21 protein-coding genes are annotated in these 19264 nt (G+C 29.7%); 9 read left to right on the top strand and 12 right to left on the bottom strand.

Annotation, left to right across the window (positions count from 1 at the left end):
- Positions 1–97: 97 nt before the first annotated feature.
- The 7 genes from AXY43_RS16185 to AXY43_RS16155 all read right to left on the bottom strand — a co-directional run bounded on the left by AXY43_RS16185 (position 98) and on the right by AXY43_RS16155 (position 7013).
- Positions 98–1447: a dihydrolipoyl dehydrogenase family protein gene (locus tag AXY43_RS16185; protein ID WP_105411788.1), complete on the bottom strand. Its 1350-nt coding sequence runs from the start codon at positions 1445–1447 to the stop codon at positions 98–100.
- Between the two features lie 207 nt (positions 1448–1654).
- Complete coding sequence (locus AXY43_RS16180) at positions 1655–2617, bottom strand: zinc-binding dehydrogenase (protein WP_105411787.1); 963 nt, start codon at positions 2615–2617, stop codon at positions 1655–1657.
- A gap of 351 nt (positions 2618–2968) precedes the next feature.
- On the bottom strand, positions 2969–3283 hold the full coding sequence (trxA, locus tag AXY43_RS16175; RefSeq protein ID WP_105411786.1) for a thioredoxin: 315 nt from the start codon (positions 3281–3283) through the stop codon (positions 2969–2971).
- Between the two features lie 141 nt (positions 3284–3424).
- Entirely contained in the window at positions 3425–3742 is a 318-nt protein-coding gene (gene trxA / locus AXY43_RS16170) for a thioredoxin (RefSeq protein WP_105411785.1), read from the bottom strand.
- A gap of 28 nt (positions 3743–3770) precedes the next feature.
- Positions 3771–4634, bottom strand: coding sequence for an NAD(P)/FAD-dependent oxidoreductase (locus AXY43_RS16165; RefSeq protein WP_105411784.1), 864 nt, complete (start codon positions 4632–4634; stop codon positions 3771–3773).
- Positions 4635–4684: 50 nt separating this feature from the next.
- Positions 4685–6322 (bottom strand): methyl-accepting chemotaxis protein, encoded by a 1638-nt coding sequence (locus AXY43_RS16160; RefSeq protein ID WP_105411783.1) that lies wholly within the window; start codon positions 6320–6322, stop codon positions 4685–4687.
- Positions 6323–6578: 256 nt separating this feature from the next.
- Positions 6579–7013, bottom strand: a complete 435-nt coding sequence (locus AXY43_RS16155) for a MarR family transcriptional regulator (RefSeq protein ID WP_105411782.1) — start codon at positions 7011–7013, stop codon at positions 6579–6581.
- Between the two features lie 569 nt (positions 7014–7582).
- On the opposite strand from AXY43_RS16155, the gene AXY43_RS16150 reads away from it, so the two are divergent.
- From AXY43_RS16150 to AXY43_RS28655, 3 genes are all read left to right on the top strand, one after another.
- Entirely contained in the window at positions 7583–8074 is a 492-nt protein-coding gene (locus tag AXY43_RS16150; RefSeq protein ID WP_105411781.1) for a MarR family winged helix-turn-helix transcriptional regulator, read from the top strand.
- A gap of 145 nt (positions 8075–8219) precedes the next feature.
- Complete coding sequence (locus AXY43_RS28660) at positions 8220–8975, top strand: MalY/PatB family protein (protein WP_347501307.1); 756 nt, start codon at positions 8220–8222, stop codon at positions 8973–8975.
- Positions 8918–9403, top strand: coding sequence for an aminotransferase class I/II-fold pyridoxal phosphate-dependent enzyme (locus AXY43_RS28655; RefSeq protein WP_347501306.1), 486 nt, complete (start codon positions 8918–8920; stop codon positions 9401–9403). Before AXY43_RS28660 ends, AXY43_RS28655 begins: the two co-directional genes overlap by 58 nt.
- A 102-nt stretch (positions 9404–9505) precedes the next feature.
- Here the strand turns inward: AXY43_RS28655 and AXY43_RS16140 are convergent, their stop codons facing one another.
- Positions 9506–11431: an NAD(P)/FAD-dependent oxidoreductase gene (locus AXY43_RS16140; RefSeq protein ID WP_105411780.1), complete on the bottom strand. Its 1926-nt coding sequence runs from the start codon at positions 11429–11431 to the stop codon at positions 9506–9508.
- 190 nt (positions 11432–11621) lie between these two features.
- Here AXY43_RS16140 and AXY43_RS16135 point away from each other — a divergent pair, with 190 nt between their 5' ends.
- The gene (locus AXY43_RS16135; RefSeq protein WP_181246082.1) at positions 11622–12812 is read left to right on the top strand and encodes an AraC family transcriptional regulator; all 1191 of its coding nucleotides are present in this window, start codon (positions 11622–11624) and stop codon (positions 12810–12812) included.
- Between the two features lie 90 nt (positions 12813–12902).
- Here AXY43_RS16135 and AXY43_RS16130 read toward each other — a convergent pair whose 3' ends face one another.
- The 4 genes from AXY43_RS16130 to AXY43_RS16115 form a co-directional block, all read right to left on the bottom strand.
- Positions 12903–13226, bottom strand: a complete 324-nt coding sequence (locus AXY43_RS16130; RefSeq protein WP_105411778.1) for a thioredoxin family protein — start codon at positions 13224–13226, stop codon at positions 12903–12905.
- Positions 13227–13443: 217 nt separating this feature from the next.
- Positions 13444–13974 (bottom strand): nitroreductase family protein, encoded by a 531-nt coding sequence (locus tag AXY43_RS16125; RefSeq protein WP_105411777.1) that lies wholly within the window; start codon positions 13972–13974, stop codon positions 13444–13446.
- A gap of 209 nt (positions 13975–14183) precedes the next feature.
- A complete protein-coding gene (locus tag AXY43_RS16120) occupies positions 14184–15593 on the bottom strand; it encodes a sensor domain-containing diguanylate cyclase (protein ID WP_105411776.1) in 1410 nt (469 codons plus the stop codon).
- 140 nt (positions 15594–15733) lie between these two features.
- Complete coding sequence (locus AXY43_RS16115) at positions 15734–16120, bottom strand: winged helix-turn-helix transcriptional regulator (RefSeq protein WP_105411775.1); 387 nt, start codon at positions 16118–16120, stop codon at positions 15734–15736.
- Positions 16121–16437: 317 nt separating this feature from the next.
- Here AXY43_RS16115 and AXY43_RS16110 point away from each other — a divergent pair, with 317 nt between their 5' ends.
- From AXY43_RS16110 to AXY43_RS16090, 5 genes are all read left to right on the top strand, one after another.
- The gene (locus AXY43_RS16110) at positions 16438–16725 is read left to right on the top strand and encodes a hypothetical protein (RefSeq protein ID WP_105411774.1); all 288 of its coding nucleotides are present in this window, start codon (positions 16438–16440) and stop codon (positions 16723–16725) included.
- 381 nt (positions 16726–17106) lie between these two features.
- Positions 17107–17451, top strand: coding sequence for a winged helix-turn-helix transcriptional regulator (locus AXY43_RS16105; protein WP_105411773.1), 345 nt, complete (start codon positions 17107–17109; stop codon positions 17449–17451).
- Between the two features lie 146 nt (positions 17452–17597).
- The gene (locus tag AXY43_RS16100; protein ID WP_105411772.1) at positions 17598–18248 is read left to right on the top strand and encodes a Crp/Fnr family transcriptional regulator; all 651 of its coding nucleotides are present in this window, start codon (positions 17598–17600) and stop codon (positions 18246–18248) included.
- A gap of 101 nt (positions 18249–18349) precedes the next feature.
- Positions 18350–18841, top strand: a complete 492-nt coding sequence (locus tag AXY43_RS16095) for an OsmC family protein (RefSeq protein WP_105411771.1) — start codon at positions 18350–18352, stop codon at positions 18839–18841.
- A 116-nt stretch (positions 18842–18957) separates the two neighbouring features.
- Positions 18958–19209: a TIGR03905 family TSCPD domain-containing protein gene (locus tag AXY43_RS16090; protein WP_105411770.1), complete on the top strand. Its 252-nt coding sequence runs from the start codon at positions 18958–18960 to the stop codon at positions 19207–19209.
- The last annotated feature ends 55 nt before the right edge of the window (positions 19210–19264 follow it).

Genomic DNA, 19264 nt, shown 5'->3' with positions numbered 1-19264 from the left:
ATTTTAATAAAAAAAGAACTCCTTTGGGGAGCTCTTTTTTAAGTGGTTTTCAACCACTTTTTTTATTATTTTTTACATTTATAGCTTAATTCTATAATTAAATAAAGTCTCGTACTTTATAAGCTAAAGCTGGAAAAGTAGGCAACAAATCTTTTTTCCAAGCATTTACTTCAACATCTAATCCAATTACATTGACAAAATTATTAATATCTTCAGCAGCTGTTTGACTAATTTCTGACGCACCTACTAGCTTATGGTTTTTGTCAAAAATTAATGTCAACTTAGCATTGTAATCATTTGTTCCAGTATAGAAGAAATCTAATGTTAAATCAAAATTAATAATTTCATAATTTGAATCTTTTAGAGCTTCTTCTACATCCATTCCAACTTGTGCGATTTGTGGAAATGTAAATGCCGTAGTACCAATAACCGGATACTTAATAGGTTCAGGTTTGTCGCTTTCTATATTTTCGCCTAGATATTCTCCTTCATATTGTGCAATAGGAGTCAATTTAGGTGCTACTTTAGGATCTTTTTTTGCCACGTCTCCAGCTGCATAAATTCCTTTAATATTTGTTTCTAAAAACTCATTTACATGTATTCCTGTACGATCATATACAATTCCTACTTTATCTAAATTTAATGCTTCTATATTAGGCACACGTCCACTTGCATCAACAACATAATCTGTATTAATACTCAAACCTTGATTAGATTTAACTATATATTCTGAATCTGTTTTAATAACTTCACTAACCATTTGACTAAAGTGGAATGTAATTCCTTGTTTCTTCATCTCATCTACAACATACTTAACATGTTCTGAGTAAAATGCTGTTAGTGGTCTCTCTGCATATTCAACAATTTCTACATGTGCACCTGCTGCATTAAGTATTGTAGCCAATTCCATACTTACATATCCTGCACCAATAAGAGTAATACGATTTGGTAAATCTTCCATCGAAAGTACATCATTACTGCTATATGTGTACTCATTTCCCTTAATAGGTAGTTTATTTGGTTTTTGTCCTGTAGCAATAATAATTTTTGCTCCATAATATTTCTCTTGGTTAATTTCTAATATATGTTCATCAATAAAAGTTGCTGTACCTTGTATTATTTCTGCACTATTATTTTGGAAACCTCTTTTAGCATTTTCAGGATAACTTGAAAATATTTCTTTCTTTCTCTTCATTAATTGTTTCCAGTCAATTTTTGCTGGTATGGAAATTCCTTTATTAAGAAGTTGACGAGTTGTTAATACTGCCTTTATAGCTCCATCAAGGAATATTTTAGGCTCACATCCATAATTAGGGCAAATTCCACCAAACGTATCACTTTCAACAACTAAGATTTTTTTATTTGAATTTCGTAGCTCTGCTGTCATTTTATATGCAACAGGTCCACTACCTATAATGATATAATCATATTTTTTCATATTTTCCATATAAATATCTCCTCGTACATTACATATTTTAACTTACTTGCTTTTCTATAAAGCAAACTTAAATTTCTATTTAATTTATTATTTCCTATTTAACTGTAGATAGAATATAGCACAATCACTTTTTGCAGTAATATGTTATTAATAATTTCTGTTGAGATTATCAAGAGCTTTACTTTTCTTAAGTAAAAGAAATTGGATTCAAAAAAATCATTCAGAAATATTTAATACAGCACGAAATCTTGTTGATGCTGACTTCATCTTATCGTATGCTTCACTAGCACGTTCAAGCGGGAAAGTTTCAATCATTGGCCTCACGTCAGTTAACACGCTAAATCTAATCGCTTCTGTGATTTCTTTTGCATGTCCAGTAAAGGAACCTCTAACAGTATTAGGCCCTTTTAAAAAATCCATTGCTGACAATTCTAATGGTTCTTCTGATCCTGCTATAATAATTAACTCACCATCTGAACCAAGTCCATTAATTAGAGATGAAATAGCTTTAGCATTCGGTGCTGTAGCAAGAATTACTTTTGCTCCACCTAATCTCTGTAATGCCTGAGATGGTTCTTCTTTCTCAGAATCTATGTAGTAATATGCTCCAAGTTGACGAGCTAATTTCTCTTTATCGCTGCCACGAGAGATGGCAACAGTACGAAAACCTGCTTTTTTTGCATACTGAATTGCTAAGTGCCCAAGACCACCAATACCTTGAATTGCAACAATATCACCTAGCCTAGCTTTGCTATTTTTTAACGCACTGAAAGTTGTTTCACCAGCACACATAAGTGGTGCTGCTTCTAGTGAAGATAAGTCACTAGGAATACTCGATAAACCTTCTTCATAAACAAGCATATATTCAGCGTAACCGCCATCTATTGTAAGACCTGTAACATGGTTGTGTCCTCCATTCCATCCAACACCAACTCGTTGTCCTATCTCAAACTTAGTTGAACCTACTCCAAGTTCTTCAACTATCCCAATCACTTCATGTCCTGGAATTCGTGGATACTCAGGTGCCCCACCTTCAATAGCCCTAGAATCCCCATTACACACTCCGCATGCTTCCACACGAATCCGCACTTGTCCTTCTTTCGGCTGAGGAACTGGAACCTTTACCAATTTCATCTTTTCACCCTTAGCCTGAATTTGCATAGCTTTCATCATTTTCATTAAATGTTACCTCCTTACATATTTAATTTACACATAATTATTAGTGTTCTAAGACTTAACTCCGTACACACTTAAACTATATATTTTTAGCATATAAGAATTGAATTTATCTTAAAAACAAGTGTCCCCTTAATTAAGTCTTGAACCACTAGGTTCATATCATTTTCATTAAATTTAAACTCTTTAACAGCAATATTCTCTTATTTAGAAATGTTTAACAATTATTTTATTATTATTCTAACACTTTATAGTTAAGAAAGATGTAATATAGCTTACACTTAATGCAATTAATACCTATTTTTCTTTTTGATTAAATTTAATTAATAAGTTTTCTTAATAAGTTTTCTTAAATTATTGTAAATAAGATTCTATCTCTGCTTTAATATCTTCTTTAGGTCTAAATCCAACTAGCTTATCTTTCATTTCACCATTTTTAAATATAACTAAAGATGGTATGCTTGCAATATTATATTCGTTCGCAACACTCTGATTATTGTCTACATTAACTTTCACAAATTTAACTGTCTCTTTCATTTCTAATGCCAATTCTTCAAATATAGGTGCTAACATTTTACATGGAGCACACCAATCTGCATAAAAATCTACAACTACTAACCCATCCTTTATTTCACTTTTAAATTCATTTTCTTTTAATATCTTTATCATGTTTTTCTCTCCTTAAATTTTGTATTATTTTTTATTGATTTAATATATGTAATAATATACATCTAACAATTTTAGTGTTCATTTATACTTTGTCCTTTCAAATTTTTTTTGCTTTCCGTATATTAACAGACATATTTATATTTACTTTTGTAAATAAGATTCTATTTGCACTTTAATATTCTCCTTAGGTCTAAATCCAACTGATATTTCTTTCATTTCACCATTTTTAAATATAACTAAAGCCGGTATGCTTGTAATATTATATTCGTTCGCAATACTCGTACTATTGTCTACATTAACCTTTACAAATTTAACTGTTTCTTTCATTTCTGATGCTAATTCTTCAAATATAGGTGCTAACATTTTACATGGAGCGCACCAATCTGCATAAAAATCTACAACTACTATTCCATCCTTTATTTCACTTTTAAATTCATTTTCTTTTAATATCTTTATCATTTTCTTCTCTCCTTAAATCTTATATTTATTATTTATTAATTTCATCTATGTAAGATACTGCTGATAGTGCTGCTATGTTTCCTTCACCAGCTGCTTTTATATACTGATATGGGGATCCAACTATATCTCCAGCAGCAAAACATCCCTTTAAATTAGTTTTCATTTTTCTGTCAACTTCAATATGATTTCCATCCATCTTTAATCCTGGAACTAATTGTCCTGGAGATATACTATCTCTTAATATGAAAATTCCATCTGTTTCAATCTCAATATTTTTAAGTATAAGTTTCCTAGCTTTTTTATCACCAGCTATCGCTATAGGTATATCGTTGATTATTTCAATATCTTCATTAACTTCTACCTTTTCCTTATACATTGGAATATAGTATACCTTTGATGCAATTGTTCCTATAAAGTTTACTTCTGCTTCTTCATGCTTGTTATAAGCTATTATAGTAACAACTTTATTTTTATATAGTGGTGCATCACATGTCGCACAATATCCAACTCCTCTTCCTAAAAATTCTTCTTCACCTTCAAATGGCTTTCCAAAATTAACACCAGTCGCCAGTATTATTGATGTTGCTTCATATACTTTTTCATTTGCCATTAATGCGAAGTAATCTCCCATAGCATAAATATTATTTATCCTTTCTTCTGTTATACTTATATCCATAGATTCTAAATGTTTCGCAAATTCATTCCTAATTTCCGCTCCACTTTTACCATAAAAGCCTAAATAATTATTTATTTTTTCGGCTTTTGTCAATTTAGTACTTAGATCTTTTGTTCCAAATATAATAAATTTTTTCTTTCTTATTTTGGCATTTAATGCTGCAGATAGTCCTGCAGGTCCACTACCTATTATGGCCAAATCATATCTTTCACTCATAGAAATCCCCTCCATTAATTAATTTATATTTATTAAACCCATTAAGAAAATCACACCTTAAAATTCGAAATATTATTTTCTAATGCATTTGATATATTAACTATTTTCTTTGATGTTATTGCTAATTCATTTGTTATAGCTGCTTGTTCTTCTGTTGATGCTGTTACTTCTTCTGAAAGAGATGAAATTTCTTGTGATTTTGAAGCTATATTTTCTATTGTCTCCAAAATCTCACCTCTGCCATTCATAGTTCCCTTAAGTACTAAGCGTACTTTATTAATTTCTTTAGGAATCCCATTTACTTTTTCGATAATTCCCTTAAGCGAATTTGTAACATTATAAACTTCATTTCTGCTTTCTTCTGCTATTTTAGTTACAAACTCTGTCGTGTCAGAAACATCTTTTGTTTCTTTCGTTACAGTATTTATTAATTGAGTTATGCTTTTTGATGAATTTAAAACTTCTTCTGCAAGTTTTCGTATTTCTTCTGCCACAACTGAAAATCCTTTTCCCGCATCCCCAGCTCTTGCTGCTTCAATAGATGCATTTAAAGCTAAAAGATTAGTTTGATTTGCCACACCATTTATAACATCAACTATGGAATTAATTTGTGATATAGTTTTATCCAAATTCTCTACTTTTGATTTTGCTATTAAAAATGAATTTAACATTTCATCAATAGTTTTGGCTAATTTATTTATAGTTTCAGATCCTTTATTTGTATCTTCTTTTATAGTATTTCCTACATCAGTTAACATGTCTAATTGATTTTCAACATTGTTTAAATCTACTGAAAAATTCTCTAATAATCTAATTGCCTCTTCTAAAGACTCTGTTTGTTTTATTCCTTCCTGAGATACAGTTGTTACTGAAGCTGCAATCTCTTCACTAGCTGATGCTACTGTAGCCCCACCATTCTCAATATTTTTAGATAAATCACTCAAACTTTCTGCTATCACCTTAATTTTTCTAACAAGATCTCTAATATTTCCTGTTGTTTCTTTACTAACTGCGGCAAGTCTTCCTATTTCATCTTTACTTGTAATTTGATACTCAGCAGTAAAATCTCCCTCACCTATTTTTTCAATAGTTTCCTTAATGCTTTCTATAGGTTTAGCAATTCGTTTTCCTATATATATCCCCACAATAGCAGCTAATATCAGAACTACAATAGCATAAATTATACTGTTTATAATTGTAGTATTAATAACTTTTTGCATGTTATTAATAGATATTCCCATTGAAAGACTATAAACTACATTATTCCCATCCTTGATTGGTATTCCTACATTATATGCTTTAGTTCCTTTCCACTCATAAATGCTCGCGTTTATTTTCCCTCCAAGTATAGTCTCTAATTCTGGTGAATCAAAATTTTCTCCAATAAAATCTTTTTCTGTTCCTGCTACAAGTATTTTATCTCTTGATAATAAACCTATATACCATAATCCCCCCTCGGAATTATCATATATTACATCTATTATTTCCTGTATTTTATCTATATTTTTTATTCCTGCCTTCTCAATATTTACTTTTATATTATTTGCAAGAATAATTCCATCTGCCTCCATTTGATTTTGTATTCCATTTATCATTTGATATGTGAAAAAAGATGTACAAATCAAAATTATTATTGTTGCAGTTAAAATAAAATTGAAAATTAATCTTTTTCTTATAGAATTTAGCATATAATCCTCCTCAAAATTTCAGTATTTTAAAATCTTAATTATAATTTCTATATTTTATTTAGTATCAAGTACAAATCCTTTTGTATAATATTTCGTACGCGTACGGATTATATGGCAAAATCTTAAGAACTTATTGTTCTTTTTAATAAATTAAACTAATTTTATCCAATAAATTTTCTACTACTTCCTTAATAATTTTACTCCCTTCTTTCACTTATATAATTCATACGCGTACGAATCATATTCCAGAAATGCTTTAAAGCACTTCTATTATATTTTTAAGAGCTTTGTCTATATTCCCCTCAAAGGCTTTCTTTTCTTCTTCTTCGAAATGTTTTAATAATTTTTCTAAAAATTCTTTTTCTATAATTTCAATCTTCTGTTTTATATAAATACCTTCACTGGTCAAATTAATATATACACTTCTCTTATCTTGATTACAAACACACTTATTTATTAATTTTCGACTCTCATATTTATTTATTATGTCAGACAAAGATGATTTAGATATTTTCCATATGCTTGCTATTTCATTAAAAAGTAACATTGAACCATCCTCTGGTAAAATCTCAAATAGCATTGCATGATTTTGTAATATATCTAATTGCTCTTCTTTTATTCTTTTTGTCAAATATTTATTGGAAGCTTCATTAATTATATTCAACTTTCCAACAACACATTTCCTTTCCATATTCTCACCTCATTCATTCGTTCGGGTATGAACTAATTATAGTGTCATTATATTTTTCTGTCAATATATTTTTTTATTTTATCTTAAAATTTTATAATAATAACCATAGAATTTGAGTTCATGACTAATTCGGGATAATATATATTTTAAAATAGTATTTAATACTTCAATGTTATTTAACTAACATATATAGTAAATGCTACTTTTTTTATTTATATTATGTTACTGAAAGTTTATGTTATAATAAATTTTATTCAGAATAACAAAATATTACGGAGAAAATATTACTTATATTTTAAGAAGATTAGTGTACTGGACATCAAAATTAGATGAGTATCTTTAAAATACTTAGCTGTAGTAACAGAAGTGAAAAATATATTTTCCAGCGGCAGCGGCTGCGGCTGCTACTAAGGCATCATTCGAACAACAAATTTTAAGATATTTTATTAATATCTGTAATTTATATCTAATTGACAGTATCAAATTATCAGTAATAAAAACGCTGACTCTTATAACTAGTGAACATAAACTTCTGGGGTTAATTATACAAGAAAGGTGGTTTGAGCAAAATGAACGATACTGAAATTGCAATCCAAAGAAATATTAAATATCATGAATTAGATGCAAAGGCAAATATTATTTATAAATTTGTTATGACTTATAGTGACTATATAAAAACAGCTCGTGATTATGGGACTGGAGATATAATCAATATGGTTGAATTACACACTTTGACTGTCATTGAAGAGAATCCAGGAATTACTGTTACTGAGGTGGCATTGGAGTGGAATCGTACTAAAGGTGCCGTATCACAGATTATTTCAAAACTAGAAAAACGTGATTTCATTATACGAAAAAAAGAAGATGGTAACGCAAAAAACGTGCATTTATATGCTACTGACAGGGGTGAACTCCTAAGTAAGGCACATAAAGCTTATGATATTAAGGAACTCACTTGGGCTGATAAAACACTGCATAATAATTTTACTACCGAAGAAATTGATGTATTTTATAAAGTTATGAAACAATATACTGAATTATTAAATATACCTAGTGAATAATAAAAAAGAATATTGGTATTTCAAAATACATAACTAAAAACTCTCTTGACAAAAAATTGTTTAGATTCTAAACTATAAACAGTATAATATATAAATATTTTTTGTTTTTATATTATAATTTAAATATAGGTAGGGATGAAATATTATGATAAAATACAACTTTGATGAAATAATTAACAGAGTAAAAACAGACTCTGTAAAATGGTCTAAAAAACACCTTAAAGACAATTTTGGAGATGAGAGCTGTATTCCAATGTGGATCGCAGACATGGATTTTAGAACAGCTGAGCCGATTATTCAGGCAATAGCAGATAGAGCACAGCAAGGCATTTTTGGTTATGGTCATAAAAGTGATGAGTTTTTAGAAGCTGCAGTCAAATGGCAAAAAAAGAGGAATGGATGGAATATTCAAAAAGAATGGATACTATTCACTCCAGGAATAATACCAGCACTTAATTTTATAGTAGAAACATTTTGTAATCCAGGTGATAAAGTAATAATTCAGAGTCCTGTATATTATCCTTTTACTAATATTATTACTAGCAATGGCTGTCACATTGCCGATAATCCATTGGTACTTAATGGCGGCAAATATGAAATGAATTTTTCAGAATTAGAAAGAATTGCTCAAGATAGTAGAACTAAGCTAATGATTTTATGTAGTCCACATAATCCAGTTGGACGTGTATGGACTGATGATGAGCTACAACGCTTAGGTGAAATTTGTTTAAAACATAATGTATTGGTAGTTTCAGATGAAATTCACTCAGATTTAATCTACAAGCCCAATTGCCACACACCATTCGGTAAGATTTCTGAGGAGTTTAAGATGAACTCAATTGTATGTCATCACCTTCAAAGACATTCAATCTTGCAGGTTTACAACTTTCTAACATTATAGTCCCAAATGAAAGATTAAGAAAAGAATTAAACCATAAACTATTAGCAATTGATATCGATCCAGGATCATTTGCATCTGTTGCTCAAATAGCAGCATACAATGAAGGAGAAGAATGGCTAGATCAGCTTATAATATATCTACAAGCTAATCTTGATTTTATGGATAAATTTCTAAAAGAACGAATTCCAAGAGTAAAGTTGATTAAGCCAGAGGGAACTTATTTGGCATGGCTTGATTTTAATGATTTTGACTTCACAGATATAGAGCTTCAACAATTGATGCAGACAAAAGCTAAAATCGCATTGGATGATGGCTATATCTTTGGTTCTGGAGGAGAACATTTCCAAAGAATTAATTTTGCATGCCCTAGAAGAATATTAGAAAAAGCTTTAAAGAGCATTGAAAAATGTCTAGAAGGGATTAACTAACTAGTAGGTAGCTTTACTTTAACATAAAGCTGCCTACTATAATTCAATAGAACTATTTTTCTTTAACCTCTATTAAAGATCCACGTAACTTAAATCATACTTCTATAGGTTTAAAGCCACATGTGCCCCAGCATCTACAGCTGCAGCAATACTCTTTGCTCTTCCAGGTGCTGCATCCCCTATTAAATACAGTTCTTTTACTTGATTTCTTAGCTCTTCTTCTAATGGGTTATAAGATTTAGTTCCCATAGCAAGTACCACCATATCATAACCAGTTAATTTAATCTCTTCATTATTTTTAGAACAAATTGCACCATCAGTTGTAAACTTCTCTACTTTTGCTCCAGTTATTATTTCTATATTATTTTCTTGTAATGCCTTAAGTAAGAAGAATTTTACACTCTGTCCAATTTCTTTTCCAACTTCATCCATCATTTCTACTACAGTTGATTGTCTTAATTGTGAAGCTAAGAATTCAGCAGTTTCTAACCCTACTAATCCTCCACCAATTACTAGTACACGATTGCCAGCTTGTACTTTTCCACCTAGTATGTCTAATGCTTGAACAACAGGAATGCCGTCATTTTTAATATTAGGTTGTATTGGCTTTGCACCTGTAGCTAAAACAACCGCATCTGGATTAAAAGTCTTGATATTTTCTTTAGTTGCCTCAAAATTCATCTTAATATCTACACCATATTTTTTACACATAGTAATGTAATATTTTACTGCACGAGATAATTCTACCTTCTTAGGAGGAACACATCCATAAACAATCTGCCCACCAAGTTTATCTGATTTTTCTAGTAAAGTGACTTTATGTCCACAAGCTGCTGCTACCCATGCAGTTTCTAATCCTCCAACACCGCCGCCTACTACTACAACAGTTTTAGGTGAATCTGATTTTTTAATTTTCATAGTAGTTTCATGTCCTGAAAGTGGATTAAATGCACATGATATTCCTGATTTACTAGGATCATATCCTGAACTACCTTGACAACGTGTATTGCATCCTACACATGGAGAAATCTCATCAATTACTCCTTCTTTAACTTTATTCGGGAATTCAGCATCTGCAATACTTGTTCTTCCTAATGCCACAAAGTCACAAAGTCCATCTTCTATAGCCGTATCCATAAGTATAGGATCATTAAGTCTACCAACTGAAATAATAGGAATATTAACTGCTTTTTTTATAGCCTCTGCTGCTGAAATATTAAATCCTAAATCTGCAGGATATGGAGCAACCATAAACTCAGGAGTTGCATATACACCTGTTGAAATATTAAAGGCATCAACACCTGCTGCTTCTAATAATTTTGCCAAAATAACTGTTTCACTTAATCTTCTTCCGCTATCAACAAGTTCATCTCCACTTAATCTCATGCAAACTGGAAAATCATCTCCACATTTTTTCTTTATATTTTTAACAATATCAACACCAAACTTAGCACGGCCTGTTATGTCTCCACCAAATTCATCTGTACGTCTATTTACATAAGCAGACATAAACTGAGTTGGTAAATATCCATGTCCAGCATGAATTTCAACACCATCAAATCCAGCTTTCTTTGCTCTCAAAGCAGTATCTCCAAATTTTTCTATAAGTTCATAAACCTCTTCAGTTGTTAATTCTCTTGGAAGTTCACGATTAACAGGACATGGTATTGCAGAAGCAGAAACCGGTTGTCCATTTATAACTAAACTATTTGTTTCACGCCCAGCATGATGTATCTGCATAAATATCTTAGTACCATAATTATGAACCTCTTCAGGCAACTTAGATAACATTGGTATTATGTCATCATTATCAAGAACAATCTCCCCAGGAACAGCTTTTCCTAGAGAATCAACAGCAAAAAATTCAGTAATAATTAAACCAAATCCTCCCTTAGCACGTGCTGCATACCATGCAACAGTAACTTCATCTACAGTTCCATTTTCATTAACTCCCATTCCTGGCATAACAAAGCGATTTTGTAACTCTAATTTACCGATTTTGTGAGGGCTTAACACACATTTAAACATTTAAATTCTTCTCCTTCTATCTTTTTCAAAGTTAGTTTTATAGTATACTTATTACATAATTATTCTTTAGATAAATAATTAACAATCTAAGCAAATACTTATTGTTATTTTAAATTAGATAAACATGTTTGTATTGCATTATAGTTGTCTTATTTGTATAATTGTTGCAACTAATGAAGGGGTGGTTAGAATGGGCGATATTATAAAGCTTTGTGAGTATTTATATAATTCTATGCGTATTCCAATTTATATTTACAATAATACTAAAGAACTGATTACCTATTTCCCAAATCAAGAAAAAGATACATTCCCCACAACAGAATACATATCAAGATTATGGAATATATATAGAGATGTGTCTTATATTCAAACTAGTATCTACTCCTTTTATGGATGTGTTAAAGTAAAAAATAGTCAAATTACTATTATAATTGGTCCAATTAATCCATTGCCCTATAGTAAAGATAATTTGTTTATTATGCAAAAAGATTTTCTTATTGAAGATTCAAAAAAAGAATCCTTTAATAATTTCTTTTACAACATACCCGCTCAAGATTTAGATGCTTTTATTGATGACCTTTTACTTATCAATTACATAGTAAATAATACGCAGTTCTCAAAAACTGATATAATTAGTATTTCAAATCCAATGTTACATAACGAAATTAACACCAAATATTATGAAAAGTTCTTTTCATCTGTAGAAGATCATTCTGTCAATAGCAACTATGAAATTGAAAAAGAGTTATACGACTATATTGAGGCAGGTAATATAAAAAAATTAGATACGTTTTATAAAAATTTATCATATCATAATTATGATACTGGAATAACATCTAATAATTATTTGATACATAAGAAAAATAATTTTATAACTGGTATATCTTTAATTACACGTGCTGCAATCAGAGGAGGATTCCCTACAAATAGTGCTTATAAGTTGTCTGATGTTTACCTCCAACAAGTTGAACACTTAAGTGAAGTAAGCGCTGTTGATTCACTGCTAATTCAAGCAACTTATGACTATGCAAATCGCGTAGCAAATTTTAAAATGCCTGTAGAAACAAATAAACTATTCTATGAGGTGTCAAAGTATGTTAATGAAAACATATACAAAGATATTACTGTTTCTGACATAGCTAAGTCTCTTCATTTCAACTGCTCTTATCTTTCACATAAATTTAAAAGTGAATTTGGAATGACATTAGGCAAGTATATTCAAGATTGTAAGCTTAAGGAAAGTGAAAATTTATTAAAATATTCAAATAAGAGTATAGGTGAGATTAGTAATTTATTGTGTTTTTCAAGCCAAAGTCACTTTCAAAATGCCTTCAAGAAGCAATTTGAAATGACACCACGAGCATATCGTAATAGAATATAAAACAAATAAAAAGTAAGCAGTAGATGATATCACATTTCTGCTGCTTACTCCTAAAGAATCATTTTTTAACATATATATTAACTTAATCTTCTAGAATAACATACTATAATACCTCATAATACTTTTTTCTAATTCTAGCAAATCAACATTCCTTCCAACTCTTATTGTTTCATTTCCATTAACATAAAGTATCAATAGTGGAAATGAAAAAACATTATTTATCGCTGCAAATTCTATTTGTTTTTCACCCTCAATTTCAATGCTCTTTACTTTAGGATAAGATTCTAATATTTTTTCAACTTTAGTCCTAATTACTTCACAAGCTCCACAGCTCTTATTACTAAAATATATAATCGCCATTTCATTATCACTAATCATATTTTTAATTTCTTCATTACTATTTATTATTAACAATCAATTTTCACCTCCCAAACGCTCTATATACATATTAAGACTCTTTTAGTGCTTTCACAATTTCTTTAGAAAAAAAGTACTCTTATTATCCATTTATCAGCGATTTCCTTTACATCATGCCCAATTAGAAAATACCTTGATATTCTACGTTATAATATCAAGGTATAAATATCCACTAAAGCTCTAATTTAATCAAATATTTCAAACTATATTTAATTTAAAGTGTTTCATAAAATACTGTCTCATTTAAAGATTTACGTGTTTCAATATGTCTATCAGGTGAGGCAGCTTTGGATTCAGCTTCAACAGCAGAATATCCTATTGCTAAAATATTAATAGGTTCAATGTTATCTGGAATATTAAAACACTCTTTTATTATCTTTGCGTCAAAAATACCTATACATACTGATCCAAGTCCTAGTTCAGTAGCTTGTAGCATCATATGATCTGTCACAATACCAGCATCAACATCTGCTGAATCTTTTCCATCATTAGATCTTTTCCATGATTGGCTATGATCTGAACAAACAATAATTACAAGTGGTGCTCCATATGCATTTGTTCCAGTTTTAAGTTTTTCTAAATTCTCCTTATTTTGAACTACTATAAGTTTCTGAGGCTGAAAATTTGCAGCAGTAGGTGCTACTCTTCCTGCCTCAAGTATTTTATCCAATTTCTCCTTTTCAACAATTTTATCCTCATATTTTCTTACTGAATATCTAATTTTAGCTAAATCTAAAAAATTCATTTTATTCATCCTTTCAAAATTTAATTTTATTTATGCTGGATTGCGCAATCATTATTACTCTCTTTACAAATTTAATTATACATACATAAAAAAAATATATAAGTACGCAAATTAATTATATACTGTATAAAAAAGTATACTTACATATAGCAACTTAACAAATTAAATTTCCATCTGTTAGATTCCATCACTAAAAAGGAGACCATCGATTACTTTCCAGTCGCCATATCTTCTCGCTCCCAACAACAAACTAAATTACGACCTAATCGTTTTGATTTGTACAAAGCTTTATCTGCATTACCTATAACTTGTTCTATTGATAATCCTTCTAAAAATTCACTTACCCCAAAACTTGATGTCACAATTATATTATTTTTGAAAGCATGACTTTCTATTCTTTTACGCAATGATTCAGCTAGTAAAATTACCTCTTCTATTTCAGTATGCTCACAAACAATCAAAAATTCTTCTCCTCCCCATCTTCCAACTGAATCTGTTTTTCTAATACTTTTTCTTAACAATTGAGCAACATCGGCAAGAACCTTATCTCCAACATTATGACCATATGTATCATTTATATCTTTAAAATAGTCTATATCTATTAGTATTACCGAACACTTCTCCTTATATCTATCAAAAGAATCTTTCTGTTTTTCCAATATCCTTTCAATCATCATTCTATTGTTAATTCCTGTTAATTTATCTGTTTCAGAAGCTATTCGAAGTTCACCTACAAGACGTTTAACTTCTAAATTTACTTTAATCATTTGTGTTACAGACTCAATTAACTTACATAAACAGTTATATTCTTCTTTCCATTCCTTCAAGAGATACTCAGAGCTAACAAAGTCAATTATAATAATTCTTTCCTTGCTCTGCATCCTCTCATCATTAACTCTAAGAATAACTGTATAATCTTCTCTGTCATATCTAAATATATTCACTTTACCACTAATACAACTACACATAATCTGATTTCTAACATCATCTAGTCTATTTATCTGAACTTCACTAAGATTATGTATTTCATCATAATTTGGTTCTATAATTGCTTGCTTTATTTCAGGTGGCTTATTCATTATTTCAGTCAATGACTCATAATAATTATAGCTATCAGATTTAAGTAATAATGATGTTATATTAGACCTTACACATCCAATCATTCTAAAAAATTTCTCTTTCGTCAAAAGTTGCTTTATTTCTTCAATAGAGTTTATAAAATAATCTAGTGACCTCCATTCACAAAATGTACGCTCAAAATCACCATCATTCGTATATTTAGATGTACTATTTAGTATAATTTCCATGATAATACCATCTTTTCGCTTTAGCTTCAGGCGGACATCGTTAACAAATCCGTAGTCTTTAAGATATTGAAATTCTCTTTTTGCAATTGAAAGGCTTTCCTCTAATACAAATTCACCGAAGAAATGCCCTATTACTTCCTCTCTTTCATATCCAGTTACTTCTAACCACTTAGGACTTACATCAATAATGATACCATCTGAATTTAATGAATGTACCATTTCCGTAGTACTTAACAAATCCATTGAATGTTCATTTTTTCTAATATTATACATATTAATAAAATTCTTATTATTCAAATTTTTCTCAGTCATTGCTATCAATAACCCCTTTATATTTTTCTTATAAATAACTCAGCGCTTATAAACTTATTATTTTATCTTCTTACTACTATATTTGCGATTATTATTTCCAACATTATAGGATATATTCAAAAATCATATATATATCAAACTCATTCACCCTGATAATTATAATCACATTTTTGACATTGTGTAAGAACACTTTTATTATCATTTTTATGATAAGCCCCAGACCATCTACATATACTTTGTAAAATTGGAATAACCGTCCTTCCTTTTTCTGTAAGTGCGTATTCCACCCTTGGTGGAATTTCATTGTATTGCATTCTAGTAATAATATTATCAGCAATCAATTCCTTTAATGTAGCAGATAGTACTGCGTCTGTAATATCAGTTAATTCACGACGAACTTCATTATATCTTAGTAGTCCTTTCTCAGAAAGAATGCAAATAATCCGTGCTTTCCACTTACCTCCAAAAATATCAATTCCATATTCAAGAGGGCAACGGATTTCTTTATCTAATTTATGTTTATACATAGCTGTCTCCTTTCGTAAAAGTAACTCTATTTTAAATATCTCTTATTTTTATTTTTATTATAGTGCATCTGTATTATAGTTCATCTATATTAAATAAACAACTCACATCTTATTAAATCACCATTACTATTAAATTTAATAGTTACAAATAAATTTATTAGTAGCTAATAAATTTCTTTATATCTTCACCATTAATATTTAATCAGCTATACTGAATGAGTAGATAAGCAAAATGTTTTTATCGCTCGCTATACGTCCGACAAAATGCATTTTGAAAAATATTAATACTATTTAGAACAATTTTAGGAGGAATTACTATGAAAGTAAAAGCTTATTTAGAAATCACAATGAAAATCAACTCTGAGAATCGCCCTGCGGCTGCAAAGGTTTATAACGATTATCGTGGACCTTTTTTAAACGAAATCAAAGGTGCTTTAACTAAAGATCTTTTAATTCGTGATGAAGATGTTCAAGTACTTCACGGATTTGACAGCGTAGAAAATGCACAAGCATACCTAAGTAGTGATTTGTTCAAAAACGATGTATTCGTTGGATTAAAAGATTTATGGACAATCGATCCAGATGTAAGAATTTATAGTCTGTAATAGTTTGTTAGTAAAAGAGAAATCTTATAAATAAATAGAATTTCCTTTTATCAATTTGTAGCTCTACTGAATTAAAATTTTTGTTTATGAGCTAAAATTATAAAATATTCTGCTACAATATATTCACCTAACGGTGGTTTTGGAGAAAATCAAAACCGCCGTTTTCCTATTTTGAAAAGAATGGGCCCTTTTTTACTTACATGAGTAACAGCAACACATTAATTATTTAGTGTTGCAGAAAGAACCTCTAAGTTTATCAGTTATTTAAATAAAGTAGTTATCTACTCCGAATCCATTTTTTTTATAATGAATGCATTTTCTTTATATAGTATACTATATACATCTTAAGTATCATTATTATACTCATTAGGAGCTGATAACATGAATAAAGAAACAATAAACTTGAATTGTCAAGATAAACCATGTCCAGTAGAAACTACGCTCAACATCATCAGTGGAAAATGGAAAGGTATTATCTTATACCGTTTACTTGGAGGTAAAATAAGATTCAACGAATTTAAACGCATGATGCCAAATATAACCCACAGAGCATTAACTATCCAATTGCGTCAATTGGAACAAGATGGTGTTGTAAAGCGTACAGTCTATCCTGAAGTTCCTCCACGTGTAGAATACGAATTAACATCACTTGGTTTTTCTATGGAACCAATTATTAAAGCTATGTATGATTGGGGTTCAACTTATCAAAAAAATTCCACCCCGTGAATAGATATACTACAAAGAATTAATTATTTACTTTTATACACCTATTACTACATAAACATTAAACTATTTATGACATTGAAATACTAAGCCACATGCTTTTCTTAACAAATTGTTATCTCTATTGAAATCAGAAAGGATATAAAAAAATGTTACATGCAAATAAAAGTTTTTTTAAACGCACTATAAATTTATTTCCCGAAAATTATCTTAATGCATTAATAAAAGATGAAATGGAATTTACTTTTAAAAAGGGAGAGCTGATTTGTACCGCGGGAAAATCAAATAAATGTTTTTTTATTATAAAAGAAGGATATCTATGTAATTTTCATATTTATATAGATGGCAAAGAATGCATTATAGGTTTATTATCAAGTGGTGACATAATTGGACTTACAAATATATTTTTAGAAAAACAAAATAATGTATTTTCTAGAGCTTTAACAGAAGTTAAAGCTGTTTCTATTTCTGGTGAAAAGCTTAAAACACTTGTAGAACAAGACTCATTACTTGCAATGTCTCTATTAAATTATTTTTCTGAGACACATCATGATATCATTGAAACTTTAGAGCAAATTAGTTATGGAACTGTTGAAAACCGCCTTATTTTTTTATTTAAAAAACTTATAGATTTTGAGCTAGAAAACAATGGATGGTATCCTATTTCTGTTTCCCTTACTCATAAAGATATAGCTGGTATGATTGGCTCAAGTCGTGAAACTGTTACTACTACTATAAACAGACTTTTGAAAGATGGTGTAATTAAACGCCTTGAAAATATCATATGGATTCAATTATAGAAATTAAGCGAAGTGTAAGCTATCTTACATCTTTATTTAGCATCTAGTGTTAAAATTCTAATATATTAATCAATAAAAATTAAAAACAGGAGGATATCATCATGAATAATATTATGTTAGATGCTATTATTCAAACTGAAAAAACAGTAAGGAAAGATCCAAGTTCCGGCATGACAAAATTCAATGCACATCTTGATTGGGAAGATGGTACTAAAAACAATGTATTTATAAGAGATTTTTCTCCCATAGTTATTGATGAACCAGATTCATTTGGTGGAACAAATAAAGGACCTAATCCAGTTGAATATATATTAGCAGGAGCTGCTAGTTGTTTTTCAATCACCTTTGAAATTTTTGCAAGCCAAGAAGGTATTAAACTAGAAAAAGTTAGTGTAGATATTGAAGCAGACCTTGATTTTGCTGTATTTTTCGGAATTAAAGAGGGTGAGCGTGGAATTACAAGTCCTACGATAAAATTGAATGCAGTTACTTCTGCTCCTATTGAAAAAGTAAAAGAAATAGCAACTCTTGCACTTTCAGCCTCAGTAGTTTTGAATAGCCTTAAAGCAAAGGTCGAACTAACTGTTAAGTAACCATCAGTAGTCGCAAGGTATAGTTACATATTATGTTTTAATAACACCATCATATCTAAAGATTATGATGACAAACAGATAAATATAAAATTAATGAAAGAAAGTAGGATGTATATATGATTGAGTATAAAACTGAAGGCGTATGTTCAAAAAAAATCGAATTTATAGTTGAAGATGGCATATTAAAAGATGTCGCATTTACTTCTGGATGCAATGGTAATCTTCAAGGTATCAGTAAATTAGTTGAAGGTATGAAAGTAGAAGATGTTATCAATAAACTTGAAGGAATAAAATGTGGACCAAGAAATACTTCCTGTCCTGCACAACTAGCAAAGGCTTTGAAGCAACAATTAGAAAAAAATAATTAACTCATAGCCTTATCTTTACCTAATAATAAAATAACACATCCTCAAAAGTTTTAAG

The organism is Clostridium sp. MF28, assembly GCF_002969175.1.
GTDB classification, from domain to species: Bacteria; Bacillota; Clostridia; order Clostridiales; family Clostridiaceae; genus Clostridium; species Clostridium beijerinckii.
This window is presented reverse-complemented; position numbering and strand designations above follow the sequence as displayed.

Bases quoted from the DNA above. Each gene is read 5' to 3' on its own strand.
- AXY43_RS16135 (WP_181246082.1), top strand. From the start codon at position 11,622: ATGGGCGATATTATAAAGCTTTGTGAGTATTTATATAATTCTATGCGT.
- AXY43_RS16095 (WP_105411771.1), top strand. From the start codon at position 18,350: ATGAATAATATTATGTTAGATGCTATTATTCAAACTGAAAAAACAGTA.
- AXY43_RS16105 (WP_105411773.1), top strand. From the start codon at position 17,107: ATGAATAAAGAAACAATAAACTTGAATTGTCAAGATAAACCATGTCCA.
- AXY43_RS16100 (WP_105411772.1), top strand. From the start codon at position 17,598: ATGTTACATGCAAATAAAAGTTTTTTTAAACGCACTATAAATTTATTT.
- AXY43_RS16155 (WP_105411782.1), bottom strand. From the start codon at position 7,013: ATGGAAAGGAAATGTGTTGTTGGAAAGTTGAATATAATTAATGAAGCT.
- AXY43_RS16115 (WP_105411775.1), bottom strand. From the start codon at position 16,120: ATGTATAAACATAAATTAGATAAAGAAATCCGTTGCCCTCTTGAATAT.
- AXY43_RS16150 (WP_105411781.1), top strand. From the start codon at position 7,583: ATGAACGATACTGAAATTGCAATCCAAAGAAATATTAAATATCATGAA.
- trxA (WP_105411785.1), bottom strand. From the start codon at position 3,742: ATGATAAAGATATTAAAAGAAAATGAATTTAAAAGTGAAATAAAGGAT.
- AXY43_RS16165 (WP_105411784.1), bottom strand. From the start codon at position 4,634: ATGAGTGAAAGATATGATTTGGCCATAATAGGTAGTGGACCTGCAGGA.
- AXY43_RS16140 (WP_105411780.1), bottom strand. From the start codon at position 11,431: ATGTTTAAATGTGTGTTAAGCCCTCACAAAATCGGTAAATTAGAGTTA.
- AXY43_RS16160 (WP_105411783.1), bottom strand. From the start codon at position 6,322: ATGCTAAATTCTATAAGAAAAAGATTAATTTTCAATTTTATTTTAACT.
- AXY43_RS16185 (WP_105411788.1), bottom strand. From the start codon at position 1,447: ATGGAAAATATGAAAAAATATGATTATATCATTATAGGTAGTGGACCT.
- AXY43_RS16110 (WP_105411774.1), top strand. From the start codon at position 16,438: ATGAAAGTAAAAGCTTATTTAGAAATCACAATGAAAATCAACTCTGAG.
- AXY43_RS28655 (WP_347501306.1), top strand. From the start codon at position 8,918: ATGTCATCACCTTCAAAGACATTCAATCTTGCAGGTTTACAACTTTCT.
- AXY43_RS16090 (WP_105411770.1), top strand. From the start codon at position 18,958: ATGATTGAGTATAAAACTGAAGGCGTATGTTCAAAAAAAATCGAATTT.
- AXY43_RS16120 (WP_105411776.1), bottom strand. From the start codon at position 15,593: ATGACTGAGAAAAATTTGAATAATAAGAATTTTATTAATATGTATAAT.
- trxA (WP_105411786.1), bottom strand. From the start codon at position 3,283: ATGATAAAGATATTAAAAGAAAATGAATTTAAAAGTGAAATAAAGGAT.
- AXY43_RS28660 (WP_347501307.1), top strand. From the start codon at position 8,220: ATGATAAAATACAACTTTGATGAAATAATTAACAGAGTAAAAACAGAC.
- AXY43_RS16180 (WP_105411787.1), bottom strand. From the start codon at position 2,617: ATGAAAATGATGAAAGCTATGCAAATTCAGGCTAAGGGTGAAAAGATG.
- AXY43_RS16125 (WP_105411777.1), bottom strand. From the start codon at position 13,974: ATGAATTTTTTAGATTTAGCTAAAATTAGATATTCAGTAAGAAAATAT.